At 38.1% G+C, this 23,347-nt stretch carries 17 protein-coding genes; 8 read left to right on the top strand and 9 right to left on the bottom strand.

What is annotated here, in order from left to right; all coding sequences use genetic code 11:
• Nucleotides 1-2 precede the first annotated feature (2 nt).
• Together A3Q33_RS00980 and A3Q33_RS00985 are read left to right on the top strand one after the other, a co-directional pair.
• A complete protein-coding gene (locus tag A3Q33_RS00980; protein WP_081178074.1) occupies nt 3-1,202 on the top strand; it encodes an acyl-CoA dehydrogenase family protein in 1,200 nt (399 codons plus the stop codon).
• A 20-nt stretch (nt 1,203-1,222) separates the two neighbouring features.
• Entirely contained in the window at nt 1,223-2,344 is a 1,122-nt protein-coding gene (locus tag A3Q33_RS00985) for an acyl-CoA dehydrogenase family protein (RefSeq protein ID WP_081178076.1), read from the top strand.
• 216 nt (nt 2,345-2,560) lie between these two features.
• Here the strand turns inward: A3Q33_RS00985 and A3Q33_RS00990 are convergent, their stop codons facing one another.
• Nucleotides 2,561-4,159, bottom strand: a complete 1,599-nt coding sequence (locus tag A3Q33_RS00990; RefSeq protein WP_081178078.1) for a cation:proton antiporter domain-containing protein — start codon at nt 4,157-4,159, stop codon at nt 2,561-2,563.
• Nucleotides 4,160-4,904: 745 nt separating this feature from the next.
• Between A3Q33_RS00990 and A3Q33_RS00995 the strand changes: the two genes are divergently transcribed.
• The 3 genes from A3Q33_RS00995 (at nt 4,905) to A3Q33_RS01005 (ending at nt 9,977) form a co-directional block, all read left to right on the top strand.
• Nucleotides 4,905-6,305, top strand: coding sequence for a polysaccharide lyase family 7 protein (locus A3Q33_RS00995; RefSeq protein ID WP_081178080.1), 1,401 nt, complete (start codon nt 4,905-4,907; stop codon nt 6,303-6,305).
• Between the two features lie 401 nt (nt 6,306-6,706).
• Nucleotides 6,707-8,869 carry a hypothetical protein gene (locus tag A3Q33_RS01000; RefSeq protein WP_081178082.1) on the top strand — a complete coding sequence of 721 codons (2,163 nt, stop codon included), beginning with the start codon at nt 6,707-6,709 and terminating at the stop codon, nt 8,867-8,869.
• A 157-nt stretch (nt 8,870-9,026) separates the two neighbouring features.
• Complete coding sequence (locus A3Q33_RS01005; RefSeq protein ID WP_081178083.1) at nt 9,027-9,977, top strand: polysaccharide lyase family 7 protein; 951 nt, start codon at nt 9,027-9,029, stop codon at nt 9,975-9,977.
• Between the two features lie 201 nt (nt 9,978-10,178).
• On the opposite strand, the gene A3Q33_RS01010 is transcribed toward A3Q33_RS01005, so the two are convergent.
• The 5 genes from A3Q33_RS01010 to A3Q33_RS01030 all read right to left on the bottom strand — a co-directional run bounded on the left by A3Q33_RS01010 (nt 10,179) and on the right by A3Q33_RS01030 (nt 17,027).
• Nucleotides 10,179-10,838 carry a response regulator transcription factor gene (locus tag A3Q33_RS01010; protein ID WP_081178085.1) on the bottom strand — a complete coding sequence of 220 codons (660 nt, stop codon included), beginning with the start codon at nt 10,836-10,838 and terminating at the stop codon, nt 10,179-10,181.
• 197 nt (nt 10,839-11,035) lie between these two features.
• A complete protein-coding gene (locus tag A3Q33_RS01015) occupies nt 11,036-12,196 on the bottom strand; it encodes a porin (RefSeq protein WP_081178087.1) in 1,161 nt (386 codons plus the stop codon).
• 236 nt (nt 12,197-12,432) lie between these two features.
• Nucleotides 12,433-13,770, bottom strand: coding sequence for a DUF3422 family protein (locus A3Q33_RS01020; RefSeq protein ID WP_231295754.1), 1,338 nt, complete (start codon nt 13,768-13,770; stop codon nt 12,433-12,435).
• A 369-nt stretch (nt 13,771-14,139) separates the two neighbouring features.
• Nucleotides 14,140-16,479, bottom strand: coding sequence for a TonB-dependent receptor (locus A3Q33_RS01025; protein ID WP_081178091.1), 2,340 nt, complete (start codon nt 16,477-16,479; stop codon nt 14,140-14,142).
• Nucleotides 16,480-16,715: 236 nt separating this feature from the next.
• Nucleotides 16,716-17,027 carry an EthD family reductase gene (locus A3Q33_RS01030; protein ID WP_081178093.1) on the bottom strand — a complete coding sequence of 104 codons (312 nt, stop codon included), beginning with the start codon at nt 17,025-17,027 and terminating at the stop codon, nt 16,716-16,718.
• Nucleotides 17,028-17,616: 589 nt separating this feature from the next.
• Here A3Q33_RS01030 and A3Q33_RS01035 point away from each other — a divergent pair.
• From A3Q33_RS01035 to A3Q33_RS01045, 3 genes are all read left to right on the top strand, one after another.
• On the top strand, nt 17,617-17,988 hold the full coding sequence (locus A3Q33_RS01035) for a hypothetical protein (RefSeq protein ID WP_081178095.1): 372 nt from the start codon (nt 17,617-17,619) through the stop codon (nt 17,986-17,988).
• Nucleotides 17,989-18,196: 208 nt separating this feature from the next.
• Complete coding sequence (locus A3Q33_RS01040; RefSeq protein WP_231295619.1) at nt 18,197-19,435, top strand: IS4 family transposase; 1,239 nt, start codon at nt 18,197-18,199, stop codon at nt 19,433-19,435.
• Between the two features lie 502 nt (nt 19,436-19,937).
• Complete coding sequence (locus A3Q33_RS01045; protein ID WP_081178099.1) at nt 19,938-20,267, top strand: hypothetical protein; 330 nt, start codon at nt 19,938-19,940, stop codon at nt 20,265-20,267.
• Nucleotides 20,268-20,850: 583 nt separating this feature from the next.
• On the opposite strand, the gene A3Q33_RS01050 is transcribed toward A3Q33_RS01045, so the two are convergent.
• Genes A3Q33_RS01050 through A3Q33_RS01060 form a run of 3 tightly spaced genes read right to left on the bottom strand, consistent with a single transcriptional unit; the run spans nt 20,851 to nt 23,338 of the window.
• Nucleotides 20,851-21,633, bottom strand: a complete 783-nt coding sequence (locus A3Q33_RS01050) for a lanthanide ABC transporter permease protein PedC (protein ID WP_081178101.1) — start codon at nt 21,631-21,633, stop codon at nt 20,851-20,853.
• Nucleotides 21,633-22,361, bottom strand: a complete 729-nt coding sequence (locus A3Q33_RS01055; protein WP_081178103.1) for a lanthanide ABC transporter ATP-binding protein PedB/LutE — start codon at nt 22,359-22,361, stop codon at nt 21,633-21,635. The genes A3Q33_RS01050 and A3Q33_RS01055 overlap by 1 nt, the downstream gene beginning before the upstream one ends.
• Entirely contained in the window at nt 22,358-23,338 is a 981-nt protein-coding gene (locus A3Q33_RS01060; RefSeq protein WP_081178105.1) for a YVTN family beta-propeller repeat protein, read from the bottom strand. The genes A3Q33_RS01055 and A3Q33_RS01060 overlap by 4 nt, the downstream gene beginning before the upstream one ends.
• Nucleotides 23,339-23,347: the final 9 nt, after the last annotated feature.

A 23,347-nucleotide genomic window follows, 5' to 3' on the forward strand; every position in this document is an offset into this window, starting at 1 on the left:
CAATGAATTTAAACTTTACCGACCAAGAAAAAGACTTTCAACAAGAAGTGCATCAATTTTTGCAAGAAAAATTGCCAAAAAATATCGCTCAAAAAACTAAAAATTCAATACATTTATCAAAAGAAGAATGTATTGAATGGCAACAAATACTGCATAAACAAGGTTGGTCAGCACTTAATTGGCCTGTTGAGCACGGCGGAACCGGTTGGACACCAACGCAAAAGTATATTTTTGCTAATGAATGCGCTAAAGCCGGTGGCCCAGATGTGATCCCTTTTGGATTAAAAATGGTTGCACCTGTTATTTATACCTTTGGTAATGAAGAACAAAAACAACGTTTTTTGCCTGATATATTAGCCAGTAATGTTTGGTGGTGTCAGGGGTATTCAGAACCTGGCGCAGGTTCTGATCTTGCGTCGGTTAGAACAACAGCGGTAAAAGATGGCGATGAATATGTTGTTAACGGCACTAAAACATGGACGACACTTGGGCAACATGCTGACTGGATATTCTGCTTAGTTAGAACAGGAGAGCCTAGCACGAAAAATCAAGAAGCGATCAGTTTCCTGTTAATCAACATGAACGACCCTAAAATTACTGTATCACCCATTATTACTATTGATGGTCGACATGAAGTTAATGAAGTTCATTTTGATAATGCGCGAGTACCTACTGAAAATCTTATCGGCGTGGAAGGCAAAGGTTGGACATACGCTAAAGTCCTATTAACACATGAACGAACAGGTATTGCTCGAGTCGCTATTTCCAAAGATCGCCTAGTGCAATTAAAAGCCTTGGCTCAAACATCTCCAGATGGAGATAACAAACTGATTGATGACGCTATTTTTGCGCAAAAAGTCGCGCAAGTAGAAATAGACTTATTAGCCTTGGAATATACTGAATTACGCACCCTTTCAGCTATCAGTACCGGCCAAGCACCGGGGCCAGAATCTTCAATATTAAAAATTGTTGGCACCCAAGTTATTCAGGCAATAGACGAGTTGTACGTGGAAGCTGCTGGGTACTACGCAATGCCATATGTTCCAGATCAATTCAATGATGACTTTGACGGGCAAAGCATTGGTCCTGATATGGCAACGAATAGTTCATTACGTTACTTTAATAATCGAAAAGCATCTATTTACGGTGGCAGTAACGAAATTCAAACTAACATTATCAGCAAAGCCGTTTTAGGCCTTTAAATTAGCATTAGGAGTTTACAATGGACTTTTCGTTAAATAGCGAACAACAAATGATTCAAGACAGTGTATCGAAATTTATTCTAAACGATTACGATTTTGAAACACGCAGAAAAATACTCGAAACTAACACAGGTTATAGTCAAGAAAATTGGCGCTTATTTGCCGAACTTGGCTGGTTAATGCTACCATTTACCGAAGAGGATGGCGGTTTAGGGGGTTCTATGGTCGACCTTATGCTGGTCATGGAAGAGTTTGGCAAAGGTATGGTCGTTGAACCATTTCTAGCAACTGCTGTTATGTCGGGTGGTTTAATTGCCTTGGCGGGTAATCAAGCACAAAAAGACGACTACTTACCAAGAATAATGGCAGGTGAACTGCAAATGGCTTTTGCCTATGCTGAGCCACAAAGCCGTTATCATTTAAATAACGTGAAATGTAGCGCTAGCGAAAGCAATGGTGAATTTGTTATTACAGGTCATAAGTCTGTGGTGTTAAACGGTAACCATGCCGATACTTTAATCGTTGCCGCGCGCACTTCAGGTGCCACAAATGACAACAATGGCATCAGTTTATTCCTTGTTGATGCCAATCACCCAAGTGTTAAACGTGAAGGTTATGCCAATGTTGACGGACACCAAGCCGCCGACATATGGTTTGATAAGACCCCGACCCTTAGCTTGTTAGGTGAACAAGACAATGCCTTGCCAGTCATTAACAATATTATCGACAAAGCCACACTCGCCATTTGCGCCGAAGCCGTTGGTGCCATGCAAATAGCCAATGAACGCACAGTTGAATATGCAAAAACACGTAAACAGTTTGGTCGTACTATTGGAACTTTCCAAGCACTGCAACATCGACTAGTTAATATGTTTATCGAGCACCAACAAGCTAAATCTATCCTGTTAATGGCTGTATTAATAATGGATAGCAATAATGGCCAAGATGCCAAAGCATTGTCGGCGGCGAAAAGTCGAATTGGTAAAGCGGCAAACTTAGTGGGCCGTGAAGCAGTACAATTGCATGGTGCTATAGGCATGACTGATGAACTTGATGTGGGTCATATATTTAAACGATTAACTACCATACAATTTTTGTTTGGTAGTACTGATATTCATACCAAACGTTTTGCATCTTTATAACCCATTAATTAGTAATACCTCATAAAAAATGCCTTGAATTGATTCAGTACAATTCAAGGCATTTTTATTTGCGATATAAAATAGCCAAAATTAGTTAACCTGTAAGAAATTAACGCTATCGATAGCTTCGAGAAGCCGCCTATTTCATTGTATTCAAATTAGTAAAATTGATATTAAAACCAAGTCATAGATGTAAAGATAATCTATCTTTATAATTTAATGCATGCTTTGCTTTACTAAAAGCACTGCTGTTTCTTGTTGTGCATGAACAAAAGAGCTTATTTTGATATCGGCTAATGCAGCTTTTTCTTCCAAAGTACTAACCTTTACGACTAATTTTGCACCCGGGTAATAACCTAGTACGGCTTCACAAATAATTTGTTTATTCATTAAAGAGTTAACTGTAATAATAACACTCGTGCTTTGTTCTACCCTTAATGCTTCTAATACCGGTGTTTTATCTAAGTGGCCAAAGTAAGCGTTATACCCACGTTTCCTTGCTAATAATACATGTTGTAAGTTATCAGAAATAATTAAAAAGCTAACACCTTCTTTGCTCAGTTCTTTAGCAACAATTCGCCCTAAAATAGCAAAACCACAAACAATGGTATGATTTTTTGCTTTCACGGGTGTTATTTTGTCTGATTCAAAAAACTCAACAACAAAAATGGCTGCTATTTTGTAAATATTGCTGACCATAAAAGGGGTTAATATCATCGACAAAACAGTGATCAATATTAGAAAACTGCCTAAACTTTCTGAGAGTAGCTTATGGTTCATTGCCATAGCAAAAATAGCGAATGAGAACTCCCCTACTTGGCATAGCGCTACAGCAGATTTTATCGACTCACTTTTGTTAGACTTCATGCTGATCAGAAAATAAATAATCACGGCCTTAATCAGCATAACCAGCGCTAAAACACCCAATACCCAGTGCAGGTTACTGATAAAGTATAAAACATCAATTTTTGTGCCTATAGCAAAGAAAAACGCACCTAATAATAAGTCTTTATAGGAAGCTATATCTGACTCAACTTTTATATGAAATTTAGTTTCGGCGATGATCATACCAGCGATAAAGGCCCCTAAAGAATAGGTAAAACCCATTTCATGGGCTATCAATGAAGCGCCCAATACAATAGTAAACACCGAGCTTAAAAATAGCTCTTCCATGCGTGCGTTTGCCGAAAAATGCAGTAACCAAGCGATAATTTTCTTGCCTATAGTAAACATGAATAGAATGATTAAGCCGGCATACAAAAAAGTTTTTAATAAAATATCTGCCATTGATAATTCATTATTCGATAAGAACCCCATGAGTAACAAAATAGGGATCACAGCCAAGTCTTGAAAAACCAGTATCGCGACAGACTTTTTACCATAAGGCGTAACAATATCTTTTGATTTTTTCAGATACGGTAAAACGATAGCTGTAGAAGACAAACTAAATGAAAGCGCAATAATTAAAGACGGAATAGGGTCGACATTAAAAAGATAAAATGCCATCACAAAAATAACGATGGAGCTAAAAGCGACCTGCACAAAACCATTAAAAAATATCAGTTCTTTCATTTTACCTAGTTTCGAGAAAGACATTTCTAAACCGATAGTAAACATAAGAAAAACAATACCAAACTCGCCGATAAGCTCGAGTGAGTGAGGTGTAGTACTGCCGTTAAAGTCGAAAAAATTACTGACGATAGTGCCAGTAATAATGTAGCCAATAATATGTGAAATTGAAAATTTGGTTAACACTATATTTATTACGCTAGCAAGCGCTAACGATATAGCAATAATAACAAGTATGGAGTCCATTTGATCCCTTAAAACTAACCTGATATTTACATCAGCAAAAAAATATATCTAGTTTATTGCATGCACATTACAGACCAGTTAACTCATGAAACACACATTTCAATAGAAACTAATAACCCTAATAATTCAATAACTTAAATAGCATCAATAACAACTATAAATATTAATTATAGATCTAATGCATCATATTGAAGCGCCCGCCCCACAATGGTGCAAAAAAATTATTTTTTATAATAAACTGTAAATTATCCTTTATATTCTCATCAGCCAGGCTGTTGAAAACACGACTAACCTAAAAAATTATTCATATTTCGAACTGTTGTACCTACAGCTGATTTAAAAATAAAAAATTAAACTATTATGCTAATTTTTTATTATATCTTAGCAGGGCCTTGCTCTTTTTTTTTGTCCGCTCAGCTTAAACCAACATAAATAATCGCTGCAGATTAACGAAAGAAATCATCATCAATAAGTAGCCATTTATTCGACGCAAATATGATTAACTGTAAAAGTTTATACTTCACTGCTAATGCGTTATGTAGAAGAAATCAACCACTCTACTGGCCATAATAGTCATCAAATAAATAGTGATAAAAAGCGCATATTTAAATAACGTTGACTTAACCATCACTTTACATCCTACCTCCTTGGTATTACATTCTACGATTCATAACTTGCATATTATCGATTATTGGTAATTTGAATTGGTAATAACCATTTGTTTTTTTAATGTTGAGGTGAGAAATTGTCTATATCTAATGCTCTAGTATGTTTATGTGTGCCTATTCTAATACTTGGTTGTAAATCTTCTACCAGCTCAGAAACTAAGCCAGAGGAAGTGGTTGTGATTGAACAACCTATCGAACAACCAATCGAAGTGCCTGTTCAAGATATTATCTGCTCAGGTTTAGCAAAACTTAATTTAAATGAGGCTATTGCCACAAATGAACTGACAGACTATGTAGCAAGTAATGCCATTGATAGTAATTTTATAGCTCAGTCGCGTTGGTCAACACTTGAAAGTGAACAACACCTCGTTTTAACATTAGATGAACCCGCCCTATTAAAAGGCGTATCGTTAACTTGGTTTAATAACGATCAAAGAAGTTATAACTATGATGTTGAAGTGTCTAAAGATAATGCATCATGGACACCAGTAATGTCTGATCAAATAACCAATGCGCAATCAACGCGTAGTCAATTTGTTGAAATTTCAGAACACACAGCTCGTTATATAAAAATAGTGCCAAAAGGCAATAATATCGATAGTGCTAGCCATCTGGTAGAAGTTGAAGCATTTGGTTGTCAACAAGATGTAAGCACAACAATTGAGTTGACTGATTGGTACTTAAGCATTCCTGTTAACGAAAGCACCAACACAAAAGCACAAAGTATTTATGAAGCTACGCTAAGTAATAATTACTTTAATGCAGAATTTTTCTTTTTAAATACCGATGGTGGTCTAGTTTTTAGAGCACCTATTAAGGGTGCAAAAACCTCTACCAATACTAAATATACCCGCACAGAGCTAAGAGAAATGCTAAGGCGTGGTAACACTAGCATTAAAGTTCAAGGGGTAAATAAAAACAACTGGGTGTTTTCAAGCGCTCCAGATAGTGACCTTGATGCTTCTGCTGGCGTTGATGGCGAATTAGTTGCAGAGTTAGCGGTAAATCATGTTACTGAAACTGGCGATAACTCGCAGGTTGGACGGGTCATTATTGGTCAAATACATGCAAACAATGATGAACCTATTCGTGTTTATTACCGCAAGCTACCGCAGAATAATAAAGGCTCAATTTATTTAGCACATGAAATTGAAGGGGGAGATGATATTTATCATGAGTTAATTGGTACACGTTCACAAAGTGCAACTAACCCAGAAAACGGCATTGAACTTAATGAACGTTTTGGTTATCGCATCAGTGTCGTTGGCAGACTATTGACCCTCACCGTGACAAGACCAGGTCAAGCAGATATCACTAAAACCGTTGATATGACCAACAGTGGTTATGACCAAAGCGGGCAATACATGTACTTTAAAGCGGGTGTGTACAATCAAAATAACACCGGCAATGTTAAAGATTATGTGCAGGCAACTTTTTATAAAATTGAAAACAGCCATATTGGCTACCAAGAAGAATAGTTAATATAACGACTCCTAAAACATTACCTTTGAAATTACTTAAACTAATGTTCAATCATTAAAGTTAAAGTTAAAGTTAAAGTTAAAGTTAAAGTTAAAGTTTTATTTATTATTAAGTAGTTAAAAATAAACCAAGCAAAATCACAACAGATAGAAGTGAGTTTTTTCACTAAAAACCACTAGTTTGTGCGGGTTTAAGGTAATTAACATGGCCTTAATGCTTTACCAAAACCAACAAAGCATTCAAAACAAATAGCAATAAAACCATTAATTGGTTGACAGATTGGTAAGTTATTGCAAGTATCAGTAACAGTAAAGCTTGTAGATTAAATATACTTTTAGGTATTTACTGTTTAAAGAGCTATTAAAAATATAATAATATTCGTTGGGGAATAACTAAGATGAAAAAGAAATTGGTAATAACTATAGCCAGTATATTAGCATTGAGTGGCTGTAACCATGAGAGCGTAACAGGTTCAACCGGAAACGCTATTGGCTATGTTGACCTATCTGGAGACGCAACAACTGGAGTAACGTTAACATCAACCATTAGCGATGGTAATGGATTTGACGCAGCAGACGTAACCTACACTTGGGTTGCTGATAACAAAGTGCTTTCAGGTTCTACTTCGAGTACATACCTCCTTACAGATGCTGATGTTGGCTCTATGATTTCACTTATCGTTAACTACACAGATAACGATGGCTATGCAGAAAAAGCGATTTCAGCTGAAACTGATGTGATTGAGATTCCAGCAGTACCAAGCGCTGGTAGTGTAGCTATAACAGGCGATGCCTATGTAGACTTTGAACTTACCGCTGTAATTACCGACGAAAATGGCGCTGGCGATACACCTATCGTTTATGTTTGGATGGCTGATGGTGTTGCAATCGCTGATGCTACAAGTGCAAGCTATACATTAACTGAGGCAGAATTAACTAAAACAATTACTGTTTCTGCAACCTATACCGATAATGATGACTTCCCAGAAGACACCCTATCTGACCCAACGGCACCAGTTATTGTAAAACCTGCTGATGTTGTAACCAGCCAAGTAGCCAAAATCACTGACACTATGGGTGTAGGTATTGGCGATGGCTCTAAAGATACCGGTGAACTTAGATTTAAGCTTAGCGATGAAAGTATTGACCCGCTAGTAGCTGGTAAGTTGAGCTTATCATTTAGAAAAGAAGCTAACGCAGTTAACAACAACCCTAATGACACTGATACCGACTTTAAAGATGCCTACATTGGTATATTCGGTAGTAAAGTGAGTACGGGTTATGAGCTTGTTGAGCTAAGAGTTAAAGAAGGTAATTATGTCATTCGTGGCCAAGAAGGTACGGTTGACACTGATGCCACTTTCACAGGTGAAGAATGGGTTGATATTGATATTACTTGGGACGCTACAAATGCCAGTGCTTCAGTTGCACCATTAATTACTCTTTCTATCAATGGCACACCTGTTTCAGCCGATGCCTTCCCAACCTACGATAGTGGAAAAACAGATGGCAGTTTAGGTACTCATTTTGAAACCATTATGGATGGTGTTCAATACATGACATTCAGATTAGGTGACAATGACGCAACCGTTGCTACAGCATTTTACCTCGACGATATTCAACTGTTTTCTGACGTTGCTGGCACGGTAGAAGTATTTACTGATAACTTTGAAAGCTTTGCAGTTGATGACTCACTTGATACAGACAACAGTGCATCGCCTTATAACAGCTCAACTAATGAAGCTATTGTTGCTGAAGTAACCAGAGAAGGCGCTGATGTTGACGAGCCTGCTAACCCACCTGTTGATCCGCCAACAGAACCATCTGAAGATAATTTACAAATAGCTAAAATTACAGACACCATGGGTGTAGGTATTGGCGATGGCTCTACCGATACAGGTGAGCTTAGATTTAAACTGAGCGATGAAAGTATTGCATCGTTAGATGTTGGTAAACTTAGCGTATCATTTAGAAAAGAAGCAAATGCCGTAAACAATAACCCTAACGATTCAGATACCGACTTTAAAGATGCTTATATTGGCATCTTTGGTAGTAAAGTTAGCACAGGTTATGAACTCGTCGAATTAAGAGTGAAAGAAGGTAACTATGTAATACGTGGCCAAGAAGGCACAGTTGATACCGATGCAACATTCACAGGTGACGAATGGGTTGATATAGATATTACCTGGGATGCTAGCAACGCAAGTGCTACTGTAGCACCACTCATTACCTTATCAATTAATGGTACGCCTGTTTCAACCGATGCTTTCCCAACTTATGACAGTGGAAAAACAGATGGCAGTTTAGGTACTCACTTTGAAACTATTATGGACGGTGTTCAGTACTTGGTTTTCAGAATTGGCGACAATGATGCAACCGTAGCCACAGCATTCTATATTGACGACATTAAACTATATTCTGACTTAGAAGGCACAACAGAAGTATTTTCAGACGATTTTGAAAGTACAAGTTATGCTGTAGGTGGCTCTCTTGATACTGACAACCCTGCTTCGCCTTACAACAGTTCTACAAACGAAGCCGTAGTTGCCGATAGATTATAAGTAACTTACAAGTTGAAATAGCAATATTCAAACTTAATGAAATAGCGCTAATTATAGCGCTATTTTTTTGTGATGATTATGTTAAACGTTTAAAGAAACTTGAGAATATAACGTTATTTCAAATGGTACTATCCCCAAAATTAAAAAGGTAAACACAATGCTATCTTCCATTAAAACACTATTGAGCATTACATTAATTTTAGCCGTAAGCGGACAAAATCACCTGCAAGCAGCAGAGATAAAAAACAGTCGAAACGAGATTATATCTCTCGATGCTGATGCCAGACCGGCTGATAATTTTGACTTAACTGATTGGAGCATTAGCTTACCAGTCGATACCAACAAAGATGATATTGCCGATAATGTACCGGAGTCATACCTTGCGAAAGGCTTGTCAATTAAACCTTATTTTTATACGGCAGACGATGGCGGCATGGTTTTTTACGCACCTATACAAGGCCCTAAAACCTCTAAAAACACTAAATATACCCGCAGTGAATTGCGAGAAATGCTCAGAAAAGGTGATCTAAGGGTCAAAACCAAAGGCATAACAGAAAACAACTGGGTGTTTAGTACCGCAAAACGAAAATCTAGAAAAAATGCCGGTGGTGTTGATGGCACATTAGAAGCTACATTAGCGGTTAATCATGTCACCACCACTGGAGATGAAAAACAAGTTGGCCGAGTGATAATAGGCCAAATTCATGCAACAAAAGACGAACCTGTTCGCTTGTATTATCGCAAGTTACCCAATAACAGCAAAGGTGTTATTTACATGGCTCATGAGCCATTAAAAGGTAATGGTAAAGAGCAGTGGTATAACCTTATTGGCTCTCGTGCGAGTAATGCCGATGACCATGAAGACGGAATAGCGTTAAACGAAGTGTTCAGTTACCAAATCAATGTTGTGGGTGACATGCTTAGCGTAACCATTATTCGCCAAGGTAAACCTAACGTAGTGCAAACAGTTGATATGAGTAACAGCGGATATGATAAAAGTGATCAGTATATGTATTTCAAAGCGGGAGTTTATAACCAAAACAACTCAGGCGCTCCCACTGACTTTGTGCAAGCCACTTTCTATCAGTTAGAAAATAGCCATAATTAGTCTGACTCAGCGACGAGAAAAACAGCTTAACCACAATACTGTGCAATACTAGATGCTGAGCAAGTCTTATAGCAAAGAACGATAGTTAAAACAGGTCGTAAAAAAGCCCGTTCAGCTTACAAAGCTAAACGGGCTTTTTTGTCAGTATTCATCGATAAAAATTTTCGTCTTTAGCCGTTAAATTATTCGTTAACGACTAATTTAACGTTTTAAATATTGATTAAAATCGACATCGCTACAGCCCAATACCACTTTAACGCGATTAGACGCCCCCAATTTTTTCAAAATAGAGGAAACATGCGACTTAACCGTGGTTTCAGAAATATGTAAATTAAAACCAATTTGCTTATTAGCTTCGCCTTTAGTTAAATGCTTTAACACAATTAATTCGCGACGAGTCAGTAAGGAAATATTCTCTGGAGCGACTTGAAATTCTTTTTTAGTGCTAGTGTCGTTGACTTGCGAGCGCATAATATCTGACGGTAAATATACGTTACCTTGAAACACACTTTCTATCGCTTCGCCAATAACATCTTTTGAAGACGACTTAGAAATAAAACCCACAGCACCATAAGAAATAGTTTGTAATATTTTCTGCTTTTCTTGTTCTGCCGATACTATTACAACTGGTGTTGTTGGGCATTCGTTACGAATATCTAACAAACCATTAAGACTCGACATGCCAGGCATATTCAAGTCTAAAAGTATTAAATCAATGTCATCATTTTCTTTAACAAACGCTAATGTCGAGTCAACATCTTCCGTTTCATAGGTAGTAGAACCAGGGAATTTTATGCCTATAATATTAACGATTGCATCTCGAAAAAGCGGATGATCATCTGCAACCAAAATTTTATACATAAAAAGAACTACCGTAAAATGAATGAGCTAACTAACCATAACAGGTTATGAGAAAGTATTTAACCCTCCTAAAGTTGGAGAAAGCTCATCTTTTAGGTTACACACCTGTAAAATGAAAAATACCAGTACATTTATAGCACTGGTATTCATATTTGCAAGCCTATTTATTTAGCTTAGCAGTAGAGCATAATTGAAAATTAAAAAGTGATCACTGAACCAATAGCGAAGGTATCGTTTTCTTCACCTACTAATGAATTAGACACATCAGCTTCAGTATTGTTATATTCGAAAACAAGCGTTAAGCCTGGGCGCAAGGTTCTAAAGTAGGCAACACCTGTATTGGTATGTGTCGCATCTAACACACTGCCGGTATTTTTCACTTCAGTTTCGCCGTAAGTTACCACAAAACGATTATCTTCCATCGTGTAAGACGCTTGCATTAGGTAACCATCAGATTCAATCGCATCGTCACCAACAATATTATCTAGGCCGGCAACATGCCCCAATCCTTCTGAGCTAAAGCCTGAGGCTGTAAATGATAAACCGCCAAACTTAACATTAGCACCATAACCTATACCTGACTGATCCTGTTCAGCGCCGCCAGCTTCACTCGACTGTGAAACACCGCTTACCCATGCTTTTAGTGTTGTTTCATCAAAGCTGGTTGTATACATTAGTTCAGCTTCAAAGCGAGGTAAATCTTCTGAAGAATCAGCACCGGTTTTATTGGGGTCCATAATACCAACAGCTAAATTAAAGCCATTCATATCTGGCGAACGGTAGGTAATTTGTGATTTTGGTGCTGGATAAGTATAACCGGTACTGATATTACCAAACGAGACATTACCACCATCAACTAAGCCAAAAAAATCTGACGTTTGGCCGTAACCTAACAACAATTCATCCCCTAAAATATTGGCTCGGTTAAAAAGGCCAAAGTCTTTACCTAATAACACTTCACCCCAATCACCGCTGACTGTGCCGTAGAACTGTCTTACGTCAATCAAAGAGCCCGTACCTAAATCTGTAGGTGATGCGTCGCGGCTTTGATCTGAGTCATTAATAGAAACCCAAAACGAAGAGCGCATGCCAATTTTTATATCGGACAATTGGTTAGAAAAATTAAAACCAATATTATTTGGCAGAAACCCCATGCGAACACGAGACTGGTCACGATCACTCACGTTACCGCTAGCATCTGTCGCTTCAACAGAGCTGTTTACATAGAATACATTTACTAACCCGTCAGCACTAAATGACATACCGTCATTTTCATAAATCTCAACAGCGGCGCTGCTGTTAAATGCGGTCATCGATAATGCGGCGGTGATCAAGCTTACTTTAAATAGTTTAGTCATTTCATGCTTCCGGTTTGTTATTATAAATGTGTAGTTATAATAAAAAAATCCCCAGTAAATAAAATGAGTCAACTTAACCAAATAAACTGCCCTTTAGTCGTAATCCAAAGGTGTACTGCTTTAGGAGGAGCAAGGAGGATAAAAGCGAGTTAACACCCTGATTTATCTTAATATCATCTTGTTTAAGGCAACATTAAACACCGTATTTTAACCACTAAATCAATACAAAATTCGCTTTATTGATCTTTACCTTTATTGATATAGCGAATAGCAAACCTGACTAATAACCATGTTGAAAGCAAAATAATGGGCACCGCAAAACCTTTCACCATCACTTTGTTGAGTGAAAACCCTGAAAGATTAACCGCATTCAGTACATAGTCTAATAAGCCCATTAAATAATACGCCATTGCCGCGACTGAAACCCCTTCAACCATTTGCTGTAAGCGCAATTGTACTTCGCCGCGTTTATTAATAGCCGACAATAATTGTTGGTTTTGCTGCTCAATAGTAAGGTCAACCCGCGTTCTTAGTAAACTGCTTGCACGTGCAATACGCCGAGTTAGGTCTTCTAGTCGAACAGACAGCGCCTGACACGTTCGAATACCAGGGCTTAGCCTACGGGTAACAAATTCATTAATACGTTCAGTACCGGCGATATCGGTTTCTTTAAGCTGCTTAAGTCGTGCACAAACCAATTCATAATAAGCATTTGTCGCGCTAAAACGGTAACTGATATCAGCAATAAGTTGCTCAGACTTTCCAGCTAGCTCTGACAGCTTATCCAGCATTTCGCCATCATTTTTTTTCTCGGTATCTGCCATTTGCTGATTAATTGCGACTAAATCATTTTCCATTTTTGCCACTTTGGGCGATAACGAACGAGCAATGGGTAAACTCAAAAGTGCCATCATTTGGTAAGTCTCTATCTCTAACATTCGCTGGATTAAACGCCCAGCTTGATAACTGTTGAGCAATTTACTCTGAATAATAATACGGCTAAAACCATCGCTGTGTAACTTGAATGAGGTATAAACGCTAGCACGATTACCCGCTACATTACTGCCAAGAACTTGGTGCCCTTCAAAAGCATGACAAAGCGCTTCTTCTGATATTTCAGCTTCGTTAATAACCAAGTTAACCGCGCTCACCAGTTCTCCCACGATATTATCAAACCACTCTTGCGGCACATACTCAGTGGCATAACCATCAAATAGCGACGGCCCTAGTCCTTTACGAATAAAGCTATAACTGGAAAACTCAAGATGGCGTTCCCACCTCAGCTCAAAACTGCCAAAGTCTTGATAGTAACAACTGGCTTCACGGGTAGGTGGGTTCACATTGTAGCGCTGACAAAATGTATATATTTGCTGATATTCTTGTTCGCGCTCATGCTCCGTCAAACGGACCGCCATGTGGGTGATAGATGTTGGCACATGAACTTGTGGCGACGGCCTATTATGTAACTCTTGCGATATTTGCTGTCGCAAAGGTGAAACAACAATACTTGCGCGCTCGAAGTTAAGCGGATTTATCGTTGCTGCTTTTGATGTTGCAGAAAAGTTAGGTATCACTGAATCTCTCCAAAATTTAATCAATGCTTCCAGCGAGCAAGTCAGAGAACTTCGCCATAAGTTTCGCTTGCCATGCAAGCTCCGTAACGCCAGATTCTTTACGGGTTTTAGATAAGTCGACATCACTTTGATGATTAATAGTGCAAGGCGATTAACTCATACTTATGCTCGTATAAATGGTTAAACCCTTAATAAAAACTTACCAGCGATGAGGCAGAAGTCAGCTAACATTCAACAACGAACTTGTTGAGGCCTCATTGGCTATTAAGCCTATAATGAAACCATCAACAATGCTTTCCTGCTTTAGAAGGACTTCACTCGTCTTTTAGTGATTAAACTCAAGTTTGAGCACTTAATTTACACCGTAAGCTAAAACTGATAATTGATACTGACACTGGCTGAACGCGGTCTAGATGGACCAACAAAGTATTCATCAAATTCAGTATCAGGATAAATTTCCTCTAACACTTCATCTGCCTCACCATAAGTGCCAAAAGTTTCAAATTTGCGATCAAAAAGGTTATCAACTTTCGCTGACAAGCGCAGTTGATCGGTTATCTGATAATTAAAATAGATATTAGTTACCGCATAAGATGGAATTTTTTTATTCTCATTCGCTTCATCGCCACGGTAATATGATGAAGACGCATACAACATCTCAGTACCAATATTTAGTGCATCATTAAACTGCCAATTTGCATGAAACTTTACTTGATGCTGTGGTTGGCCAGGAATATTGTCACCTACTTCAACTTGTCTGTTTGCACCTAAAGGATTAACAGGACTAAAAGAGACAAAAGGTGATTCAAAAGTGGCTTTTAAATAGTTATAGCTCGCGCCTAAATCAACCGAGTTAACTTGCGTAGTAGCTGACAATTCAACGCCTTGGCGTTGTGTTTTATCGAGGTTAATAAAATAGCCTTGGTTTGATTTATTCCCTGCTTGTTGAAATATAATATCTTCATAGCTCATGGTTGAAAACACCGTTGCTAACGCAGAAAAATTATCGTTTTCGAACTGTAATGCCGCTTCAACAGTTTTCGCCACCACTTGCTCAAGCGGCGGATCAGCAACAAACGCATTTGGTAATTTACAAGGGTCTTCTTCATCTGCACAACTTAACTCAGCCGGGCTAGGAGCACGTGATGATTCGCTATAACTTAGCTTAAAGGTATAGTCAGGTGTTAACAGGTAGTTAACTGAAACTGCAGGGTTAAAACGGTTAAAATAGTGTTCGCCATTAAGTGAACCTGGCCCGGTTTCAATTTGGTCTTGCATACTTATGTGAGTACGATTATATCGACCAGCAAGGTTAACGGTTAAATCGTCCCCAATGGCTAAAGTATTTAAGAAGTAAAAATAATGCTGTTTATTACTCACCTCTAACTGAACACGTGACTCCATATCGAATAAGCCAATACCCGTTACTGAACGATCATCATAGATCGTATCGTTGTGTAGCACTGCGAACTCGGTGTCACTTCTAAAGCTGATATCTGCTTTATCTATTCCTAGCCCAAAAATAAATTCGTTATTTAATGCTGCATGCGCATCGGTTGCATCAAATTGACTGGCTCGCACCCATTGCAAAGCCACACCGTAACTTTCGTTATCAGTAAAACCAGTATTATAAGTACCATCAACGTCGTCAGCATCAATATCGCTTAGCTCACTTAACCAAGTATCCTCATCAAAACCAACAAAGTGCACGCGCTCTAACTCATCGTTTTCATCTTCTTCACACAAACTATAAAGCGCACCAGACTCGCACTCTTCATAATCGCTGTCGTCACCATTTATACTGTTAATTTTGTTTTTACGATAATAAACATTACCCTGCCACGACATTTGCTCGTTAATTACACTGTCAGATTTAAGACTAAATTGTTGAAATCTTGTATGAGTTTTATCAGGTTGAGTGTAAATGGCACTTCTTCCTGCTAATTCGGCTAGTACTTCAGGTACAGCCCCATTTCCCAGTAATTGGTTATTATTCGCAGAGTAAGTAAAATCAATGGTACGGTCTGCATCTACATAACTTAGCGTTGCTAAAAATTGCTTTAATTCACTTTCAGAATAGTCTCGCCAACCATCTTCTTGGTAATGGTTAGCAATAATGTAATAACCCCAGTTACCACTATTACCGCCTGACTGCACGGTAAACTGCTGTTGTCCAAAACTACCAAAACGCGCTTCAAGTTCATGCTTGGTATAACTGAAACCATTTTTAGTGGTAAGTGCTAGCGCACCACCTAAGGTATTTTGACCAAAGGCAGGGTTTGAACCAGAAAATAACGCCACCTTATCAAGCGCGGCAAGCGGAATTAAATCCCAATTGACCGTATCACCAAAGGGTTCATTGAATCGTACGCCATTAAGATAAACAGAAATCCCCTGAGGTAAGCCTAATAAAGGCGAAGCAGTGAAGCCACGGTATTGCACATCAGGCTGAAAAGGATTGTTTTGTATGTCATTAATATGCAAGCTTGTTAGCTTGTTTTTCATGTGATCTGCTAACGAAATAGCTTGAGATTGTGCTAACGACTCTGCGTTAATTGTTTGTACACTGCCAAAGGAACTTTCTTCAGCTAAGTCATTGGTGGAAAGTGGTGTTTGCCCATATATACTAATATTTTCAACACCATTCATATCGTCCCCTAAAGAAGGGAGTGCAGCACATATAAATAAAAAAGTTAACGTCCGTTTCATAACAACTCTCAAAACAAAATGAAGAGCTGTTAATGTAACCTGATGACTAAATTAATCAATATCCCCCATAGGGAGAAGAATCAAAAAAAAACAAAATAAATAATATAAAATCAATTAGTTATACTTATTCCATTCAAGTTATACCCTGCTAAAGTATGACTAATTTACTCCCCTGTGTTTATTCGTAAATCGCAATTTAAAACGTCAACTTATGCTTTTTATTCAATTTCATACCACTAAATTCTAATTTCACTTATCTGAATGGTCGGCTCTACATTAGTAAAGTTAGCAAGATCAGCCATTATTACGTCGGCATTAGGACCAAAAGCCGCTTGAAAATCCTCTACCGAATCAAAGGTCATATGACCCATAGCAATAAATGCGGGTGTCTCACCAAGTGCACCACCAGCCAATCCAGAATCTACAGCACCAACTTTTAAAGCATCGCCTAACAACTCTACTACCATAGGAATATGAGTATTACAGTAATAATCAATATCAAATTTTGCATCCGCAGCATTTGGGTACATTACACTAACTTTTATCATTATTTGGATCCTTAATGTTTAGTTTTAATTCAATGTTAAATAAGCTTCAAAACGTTTATTAATATTATCTAGACACAATAGTAGGTTAAAGTTATGAATTAATTTGCCCTTAAATAATTAAACCGTCTTTTTATTTCACTTAATTGGAATTTTTTTAACTGCCATATAAGCTTCATAATAATTCCAACACTATCAGGATATGGGCATGTCTAATTAAAAAGTATGCCTCGTTAGTATGATTTACAAGATACTTAAGCACTTGTTTAATAAAGTAGGGTCAGATACACATTAATTGATTTTGGTGGTTTTGATAACAGTAAAAGCAGGAATGTTGAGCTCAGCGCTTGATAATCTTGTACATTGAGAGAACAACAGGTAACTTAAGTTTAATGTTTACCTAATAAACTAGAATAATAAAGTAGGGTCAGATACACATTAATTGATTTTGGTGGTTTTGATAACAGTAAAAGCGGGAGTGTTGAGCTCAGCGCTTGATAATCTTGTTCGTGCAGTGAACAACAGGCAACTTAAGTTTAATGTGTATCTGACCCTACTTTAATTTATGTTTTCCTACTTTTTGGAGTACCAAATGGAAAGTCATGGTTATCTTAGCTTTAAGTGGTCCAATAACATACTTTATGTTAATGCCTTTGGTCCATTTAACGACGAAGGCGCAAAAGAAGCCGCAGAAGCATATATTAAAGAAGTTATTAATAAAAAAAGTTTATCATTCTCTGTAGTCGAAATGTTAGACAATGAAAGTATAGGTTCTCCCAATACCATGAATGAAGTTTCTAAACTCTGGCGTTTTTTAGGTGAGCATGGCTGCACTTCTCTTGGAATCATTTATTCTAATGATATCCAACGCTCGCTTGCTGAAAAATACCTACCAATATTTGGTAAGCTCTTTAGTAAAGTTGAAGATGCTGAAAAATGGTTTATTAGTAGAGACACTTTATAAAGTAGGGTCAGATACACATTAATTTATTTCGGTGGCTTAGGTAATTATAAAAGAGGGTATATTGAGCTCAGAGCTTGACCATGTTGCTCGTTTTAGAGGATATCAGACAACTAAAATTTAATGTGTATCTGACCCTGACCTATCCCCACAAATAAACGATAAGAATCAATAAAATAATTTAAAAAGCAGGGAACATTCATGACGTTTAGTGATCAGATCTATCGCCAAACAAATACAACCAGGAAACGCCATGAATGTCCGCTCTATTTTGAAGAAAACAATTACGCTTGTCACCCCTAAAATGCACGCCCGTCGCAGAACTTCATTAATAAGTTCAGTTGATAGCTTATTAAATGGTGCCTCAGCCACGGTGACTAACCTTGGTAGAGGAATAAATTCTAAAGCAAAAGAAAAGCACCGGATAAAACGCGCTGATAGATTGTTATCTAACACCAATTTACAAAATGAGTCCTTTTCTATTTACCAAGAACTCGCCAAATACACGGTTGGCAAAGCCAAGCGGCCGATTATCTTAGTCGATTGGTCCGATTTAGATGAGTATAAAGGCCATTTCTTACTGCGCGCTACTTTAGCGTCACATGGAAGAGGTATATGTGTTTATGAAGAAGTGCACGACATTAGCACTAAAGAAAAACCCCAAACGCACATTAAATTTTTGAGCCATTTAGCAAAGGTTATCGATAAAGACTGCTGCCCTATTATTGTCAGTGATGCAGGATTTAAAACACCTTGGTTTCGATCGGTATCAGCTAGGGGCTGGGATTATGTAGGAAGAGCACGTTTGCCGAACTTCTATAGTTTAGATGATTCAAATTGGCAGAGCATTACCCATTTTTACAAACGGGCAACCACCTGTCCGACGTCTTATTCTGGGACCATTGCCAGAAGCAATCCTTTGAAATGTCGATTAGTACTTTATAAGCAGAAAAAGAAAGGAAGAAAAGATATGAATCAACTAGGTGCACCGAGGAAATCAAAAACCTCAAAGACTTATAGAAAGTCAGGAAACGACCCATGGCTATTGGCTACATCGTTGCCACAGGGGAAACAATTAGCAAAACGAGTCATGAAAATTTATCGTTTACGTATGCAAATTGAAGAAGGATTTCGAGATATGAAAAGTCATCAATTCGGGCAAGGATTTGAGTACAATAAAACAACTAAAACGAGTAGATTATCCATACTCATTCTATTATCAAGCATTGCGCACTGGTTATTAATGGCGATAGGATTAGCGACAAAAAATGAGAATAAACATAGGCAATACCAAGCTAACAGCTTGAAGAGTGACACAATACTATCGCTGCATTTTATTGGACTGCGCGTTGTTGCGGACAGGTATGCAAAGTTAACGATAAAGACGTTTTTAAAAGCGGTCAGGCAGCTCCACTTATTTGGTGGAGCTTATATCATTGAGAGACTCTGATATTTTGTGGGGATCGCTCAGTATCTGACCCTACTTTAATTTGGAGAAGGCATAGTAGGTCTTCCTTTTGTCCTGACACTATCAAAGCCCGGCAAGCCTTTTGTCAAGTAAGTATCTACGGGGTCAGGTTCGTTGAAATATCTGCTTACTAACAATAGACTTTAGTTATTAAAGCATCAACGTCTGTAATGAGCTGAAGGGAGTATAGATACCATTCTTGATTGACTATCCTCTCTGAAAATGGAAACGTCAACGGCAAATCTAGGCTCTTATTTTACGTTGAACATACAATAGCAACGCTAACTTTGAGCCTAAACCAACCCTACAAACAAGCATTAAATTTTCACTAGTTTCATGCTGCCTACCTTAACGTTAATAATTAGTTTGTCGATATAAAAGATAAAGAAATCATAGCTTGTTGTGTCAGGCGTGCTGGTGGTTTATGCTAGTTAAACTCAATTTTTTAACTTATAAATAACGCTCGATAGAGTAAGGAACCTTCATGAAAAAACTGATCTTTTGTAGTTTGGTCGTAATGCTGGCTGGATGTGTTGCCACTGAGAACGAAACAAAGTGGGTAAAGCAAACCACCAGTGAAAAAAGCAAACAAAAAGTAGCGCTAGATGATTGCAAGGTTTTGGCAAACACAAAAGCAGGTGAAACACCGATGAGTCAACCATTACTTAAATGTTCGACTAGATTCGATCCCTCATGTTCTTTTTCCCAAAAGAAAATTAAAGAACAAAATAAGAAAGCACAAGAAGATTGGCAACAAGTCTTTGACTCAACCATTCAAAGCTGTATGAGCGACAAAGGATATGATAAAGGCTAGTTTCTGAAGAATAGAATGTTCGCTTAGATAAGATCTCGTAAATGATAACTTTTTTAAGCCACCCATAATAACTTGCTAACGGAGAATTATCCGTTGTTAATGTTAGTTGGATATTGGCAAAGCGAACTTTGATTTAAAACAGTAACTTTAGGCTCATAGTTAGCATCTAAAAGTTGAACTTCACCGTCAGTTTTAAGCTTCAATTCGAAATAACGATTTTTGTCGTTTTATTCGACATTACGGTCGTTAGCATCAATTGATTTTTGTGATTTTTCAATATTCAGAAGACGAAGTTCTACCTTTGCTCTGATAATACCTGCGGGGTCAGATTCGTTGGAATGTCGGCAATATGCTCACAGTAATCGTTAACTATCAAAGAACTATCAAAGTACCAATGCGCGCAGGGTACTAGCAGCAATTATAGGTACCATTCTTAATTGATTACACTCCGACTCTCGAGTTAATCATCACTGCGGTCATTAAAATATTACATCAAAGCGGTTATTCACTTGATTACTGAACTCTCCTCGCCTGCTTAAACTTAAGGTCAAACTTAAGCTCAAAAAGTAATATGAGTTAACTCTTACTTACGCCCAAGCTGTGGTTTAAAACTCATCAGTGCAAAAAATGATGCGATGCTTGTGGCAATTAATACCGTCACCAGCGCTGAAGCATTCACTTGCCCATAAAGTGCAAACCGCAACAACTCTACACAGGCGGTAAAAGGATTAAACTCGCAAAGCCAATATAACCAAATGCTCGCTTCTTTCATCTTCCATAGTGGATACAAGGCGCTGGACAGAAAAAACATCGGGAAAATAACAAAGTTCATCACACCTGCAAAGTTTTCTAATTGTTTAATCAAGTTAGATAACATTAACCCTAGCGCACCTAAAAAGAACGCAATTAAGAAAATAGCGGGTATTGCACTTAAATAACCGAATAGTGGTATATCTACTTCGACTAACTGGGCAAAAAGTAAAAAAATAACTACTTGTAAAAGTGATAACAAGGCACTGGCAATTAATTTGCAGCACAATAAATAAGGCCGAGGTAATGGGCTCATTAATAGTACTTTCATACTGCCCATTTCGCGGTCATAAACCATTGAAAGCGAACTTTGCATGCCGTTAAATAAAATGATCATGCAGCAAAGGCCAGGAGTAATATATTGCTGATAAGTAATATACGTGCCGTAAGGTTCCATTATCGACACCCCTAAAGCCGCCCTAAACCCTGCTGCAAATACGACTAACCATAATAAAGGCCTTACCAGTGCGCTAAGTAAACGGGAACGTTGTTGAAAAAAACGTAAAACTTCACGTTTAACAATGCCATTAAAACAATACAGATATTGGCTGCTCATTAGATAAGCTCCGTACTAGTGGTTAATCGACGATACAGCTGATATATATCGTCAACGTTATGCGCCTTACATAATTCACGACTTACGCCCTGTGCGGTAATTTTTCCTTCGTTGATCAATATAAGTTGATCATTCTCTGCTATCTCGTCAATTAAATGTGTTGCCCATAACACGCAAATATTTAAATCTTTGCAGAGTTTACCCACATATTCAGTGATCATTTTTCTGCTATCAATATCTAAACCTACGGTAGCCTCATCAAGCAACAATACTTTGGGTTGATGAATTAATGCACGAGCAATTTCAACACGGCGACGATGCCCACCATTTAACGAACGCACTTTGTCATTCAGCCGCTGTGTTAATTGCAGTTGCGCTAATATATCGCTGATATTATTCAGTGCTTGTGAAGCAGAAATACCATGCAGCGCGGCATAATAAACTAAGTTTTGTTTTACAGATAAATCTAAATCTAGTGTACTTTGCTGAAAAACCACGCCCATCGAGCGCATGATTTTAGGGCGATTTTCTTTAAGGTCATAACCATTAATGTGAACGCTACCCGTAGCCGCTTGAGAAAGACCTGTTAACATTGAAAACAAGGTACTTTTTCCAGCCCCATTTGGCCCAAGCAACACGTTAAAACCGCTGCTAATTTTCAGGCTTAAATTATCAATTGCCGTTTTTTTGCCGTAGTGAAAACTCAGCTGATTAGTCACTATGCTCATGGTACGTTTCGTATCACTACGCCCCACGGGTAACGCCCTACTTTAATGGATTTAGTCACTTTCATTGCTTTAACATCAATCACCGAAACATCACCGCTGATGCCATTAGTTGTTAACAATTGGCTTTGATCATCGTTAAATGCCAATTGCCATACACGGCGACCTACTAACAAGTATTTATCGACTGCCATGGTTTTACGGTCAATAACCGCCACATGATTTGCCGGGCCAAGGGCTACAAAAGCGAAGCGACCATCACTTGATAATTCTATGCCGACCGGTTGTACACGATCACGGTGAATGCCGCGAATAGCAAAAGTAAACTCTTTAACAATTTCTTGTGTATTAACGTCAAGCACGACTACGGCTCCGCCAATTTCAGAGCTAACCCATAAAAACTTTCCATCGTCAGTAAATTTAGCCGAACGAGGTCTAGCGCCCACTAACGTGTTGGCAAAGTTGGTATTATTTTCGGTGTGTATCCAATGCACCATATTGGTGGTTTCTGACGTAACTACCACAATTTTTCCATCCGGGCTAACCGCTAACCCTTCAGGCTCAACACCAACATCAATTTGAGCAATAACCGTAGCGGTTTCAATATCAATCACCGTAAGGAGTGCATCGTCTTCATTCGAGGTATAAATAATTTTACCGTTTGGGTGTAATGCAATAGTTTCCGGGTCTTCACCAGAGGGTAACTCACCAACAATTTGCTCGGTATTTAGGTCTAATATTTGAATTCTGTCTGACTCACTGGCACAAATATAAGCGAGTGTATGTTGCTTATTAAAAATAATGCCACGTGGTCGCTCGCCAACCGGTATGGTTTTTATTACTGTATTTTGGTTTAAATCAATCACCGAAATATTGTCGTCTTTCTCATTCGTAACATAAGCGAATTCAGTGGCATAGCCTGAGGTAATATTGAGAGAAATCGCTAAGCATAATAATCTAACAAGCTTTATAATTTTCATAAGTAATAG

Source organism: Colwellia sp. PAMC 21821, from assembly GCF_002077175.1.
Lineage (GTDB): Bacteria > Pseudomonadota > Gammaproteobacteria > Enterobacterales > Alteromonadaceae > Cognaticolwellia.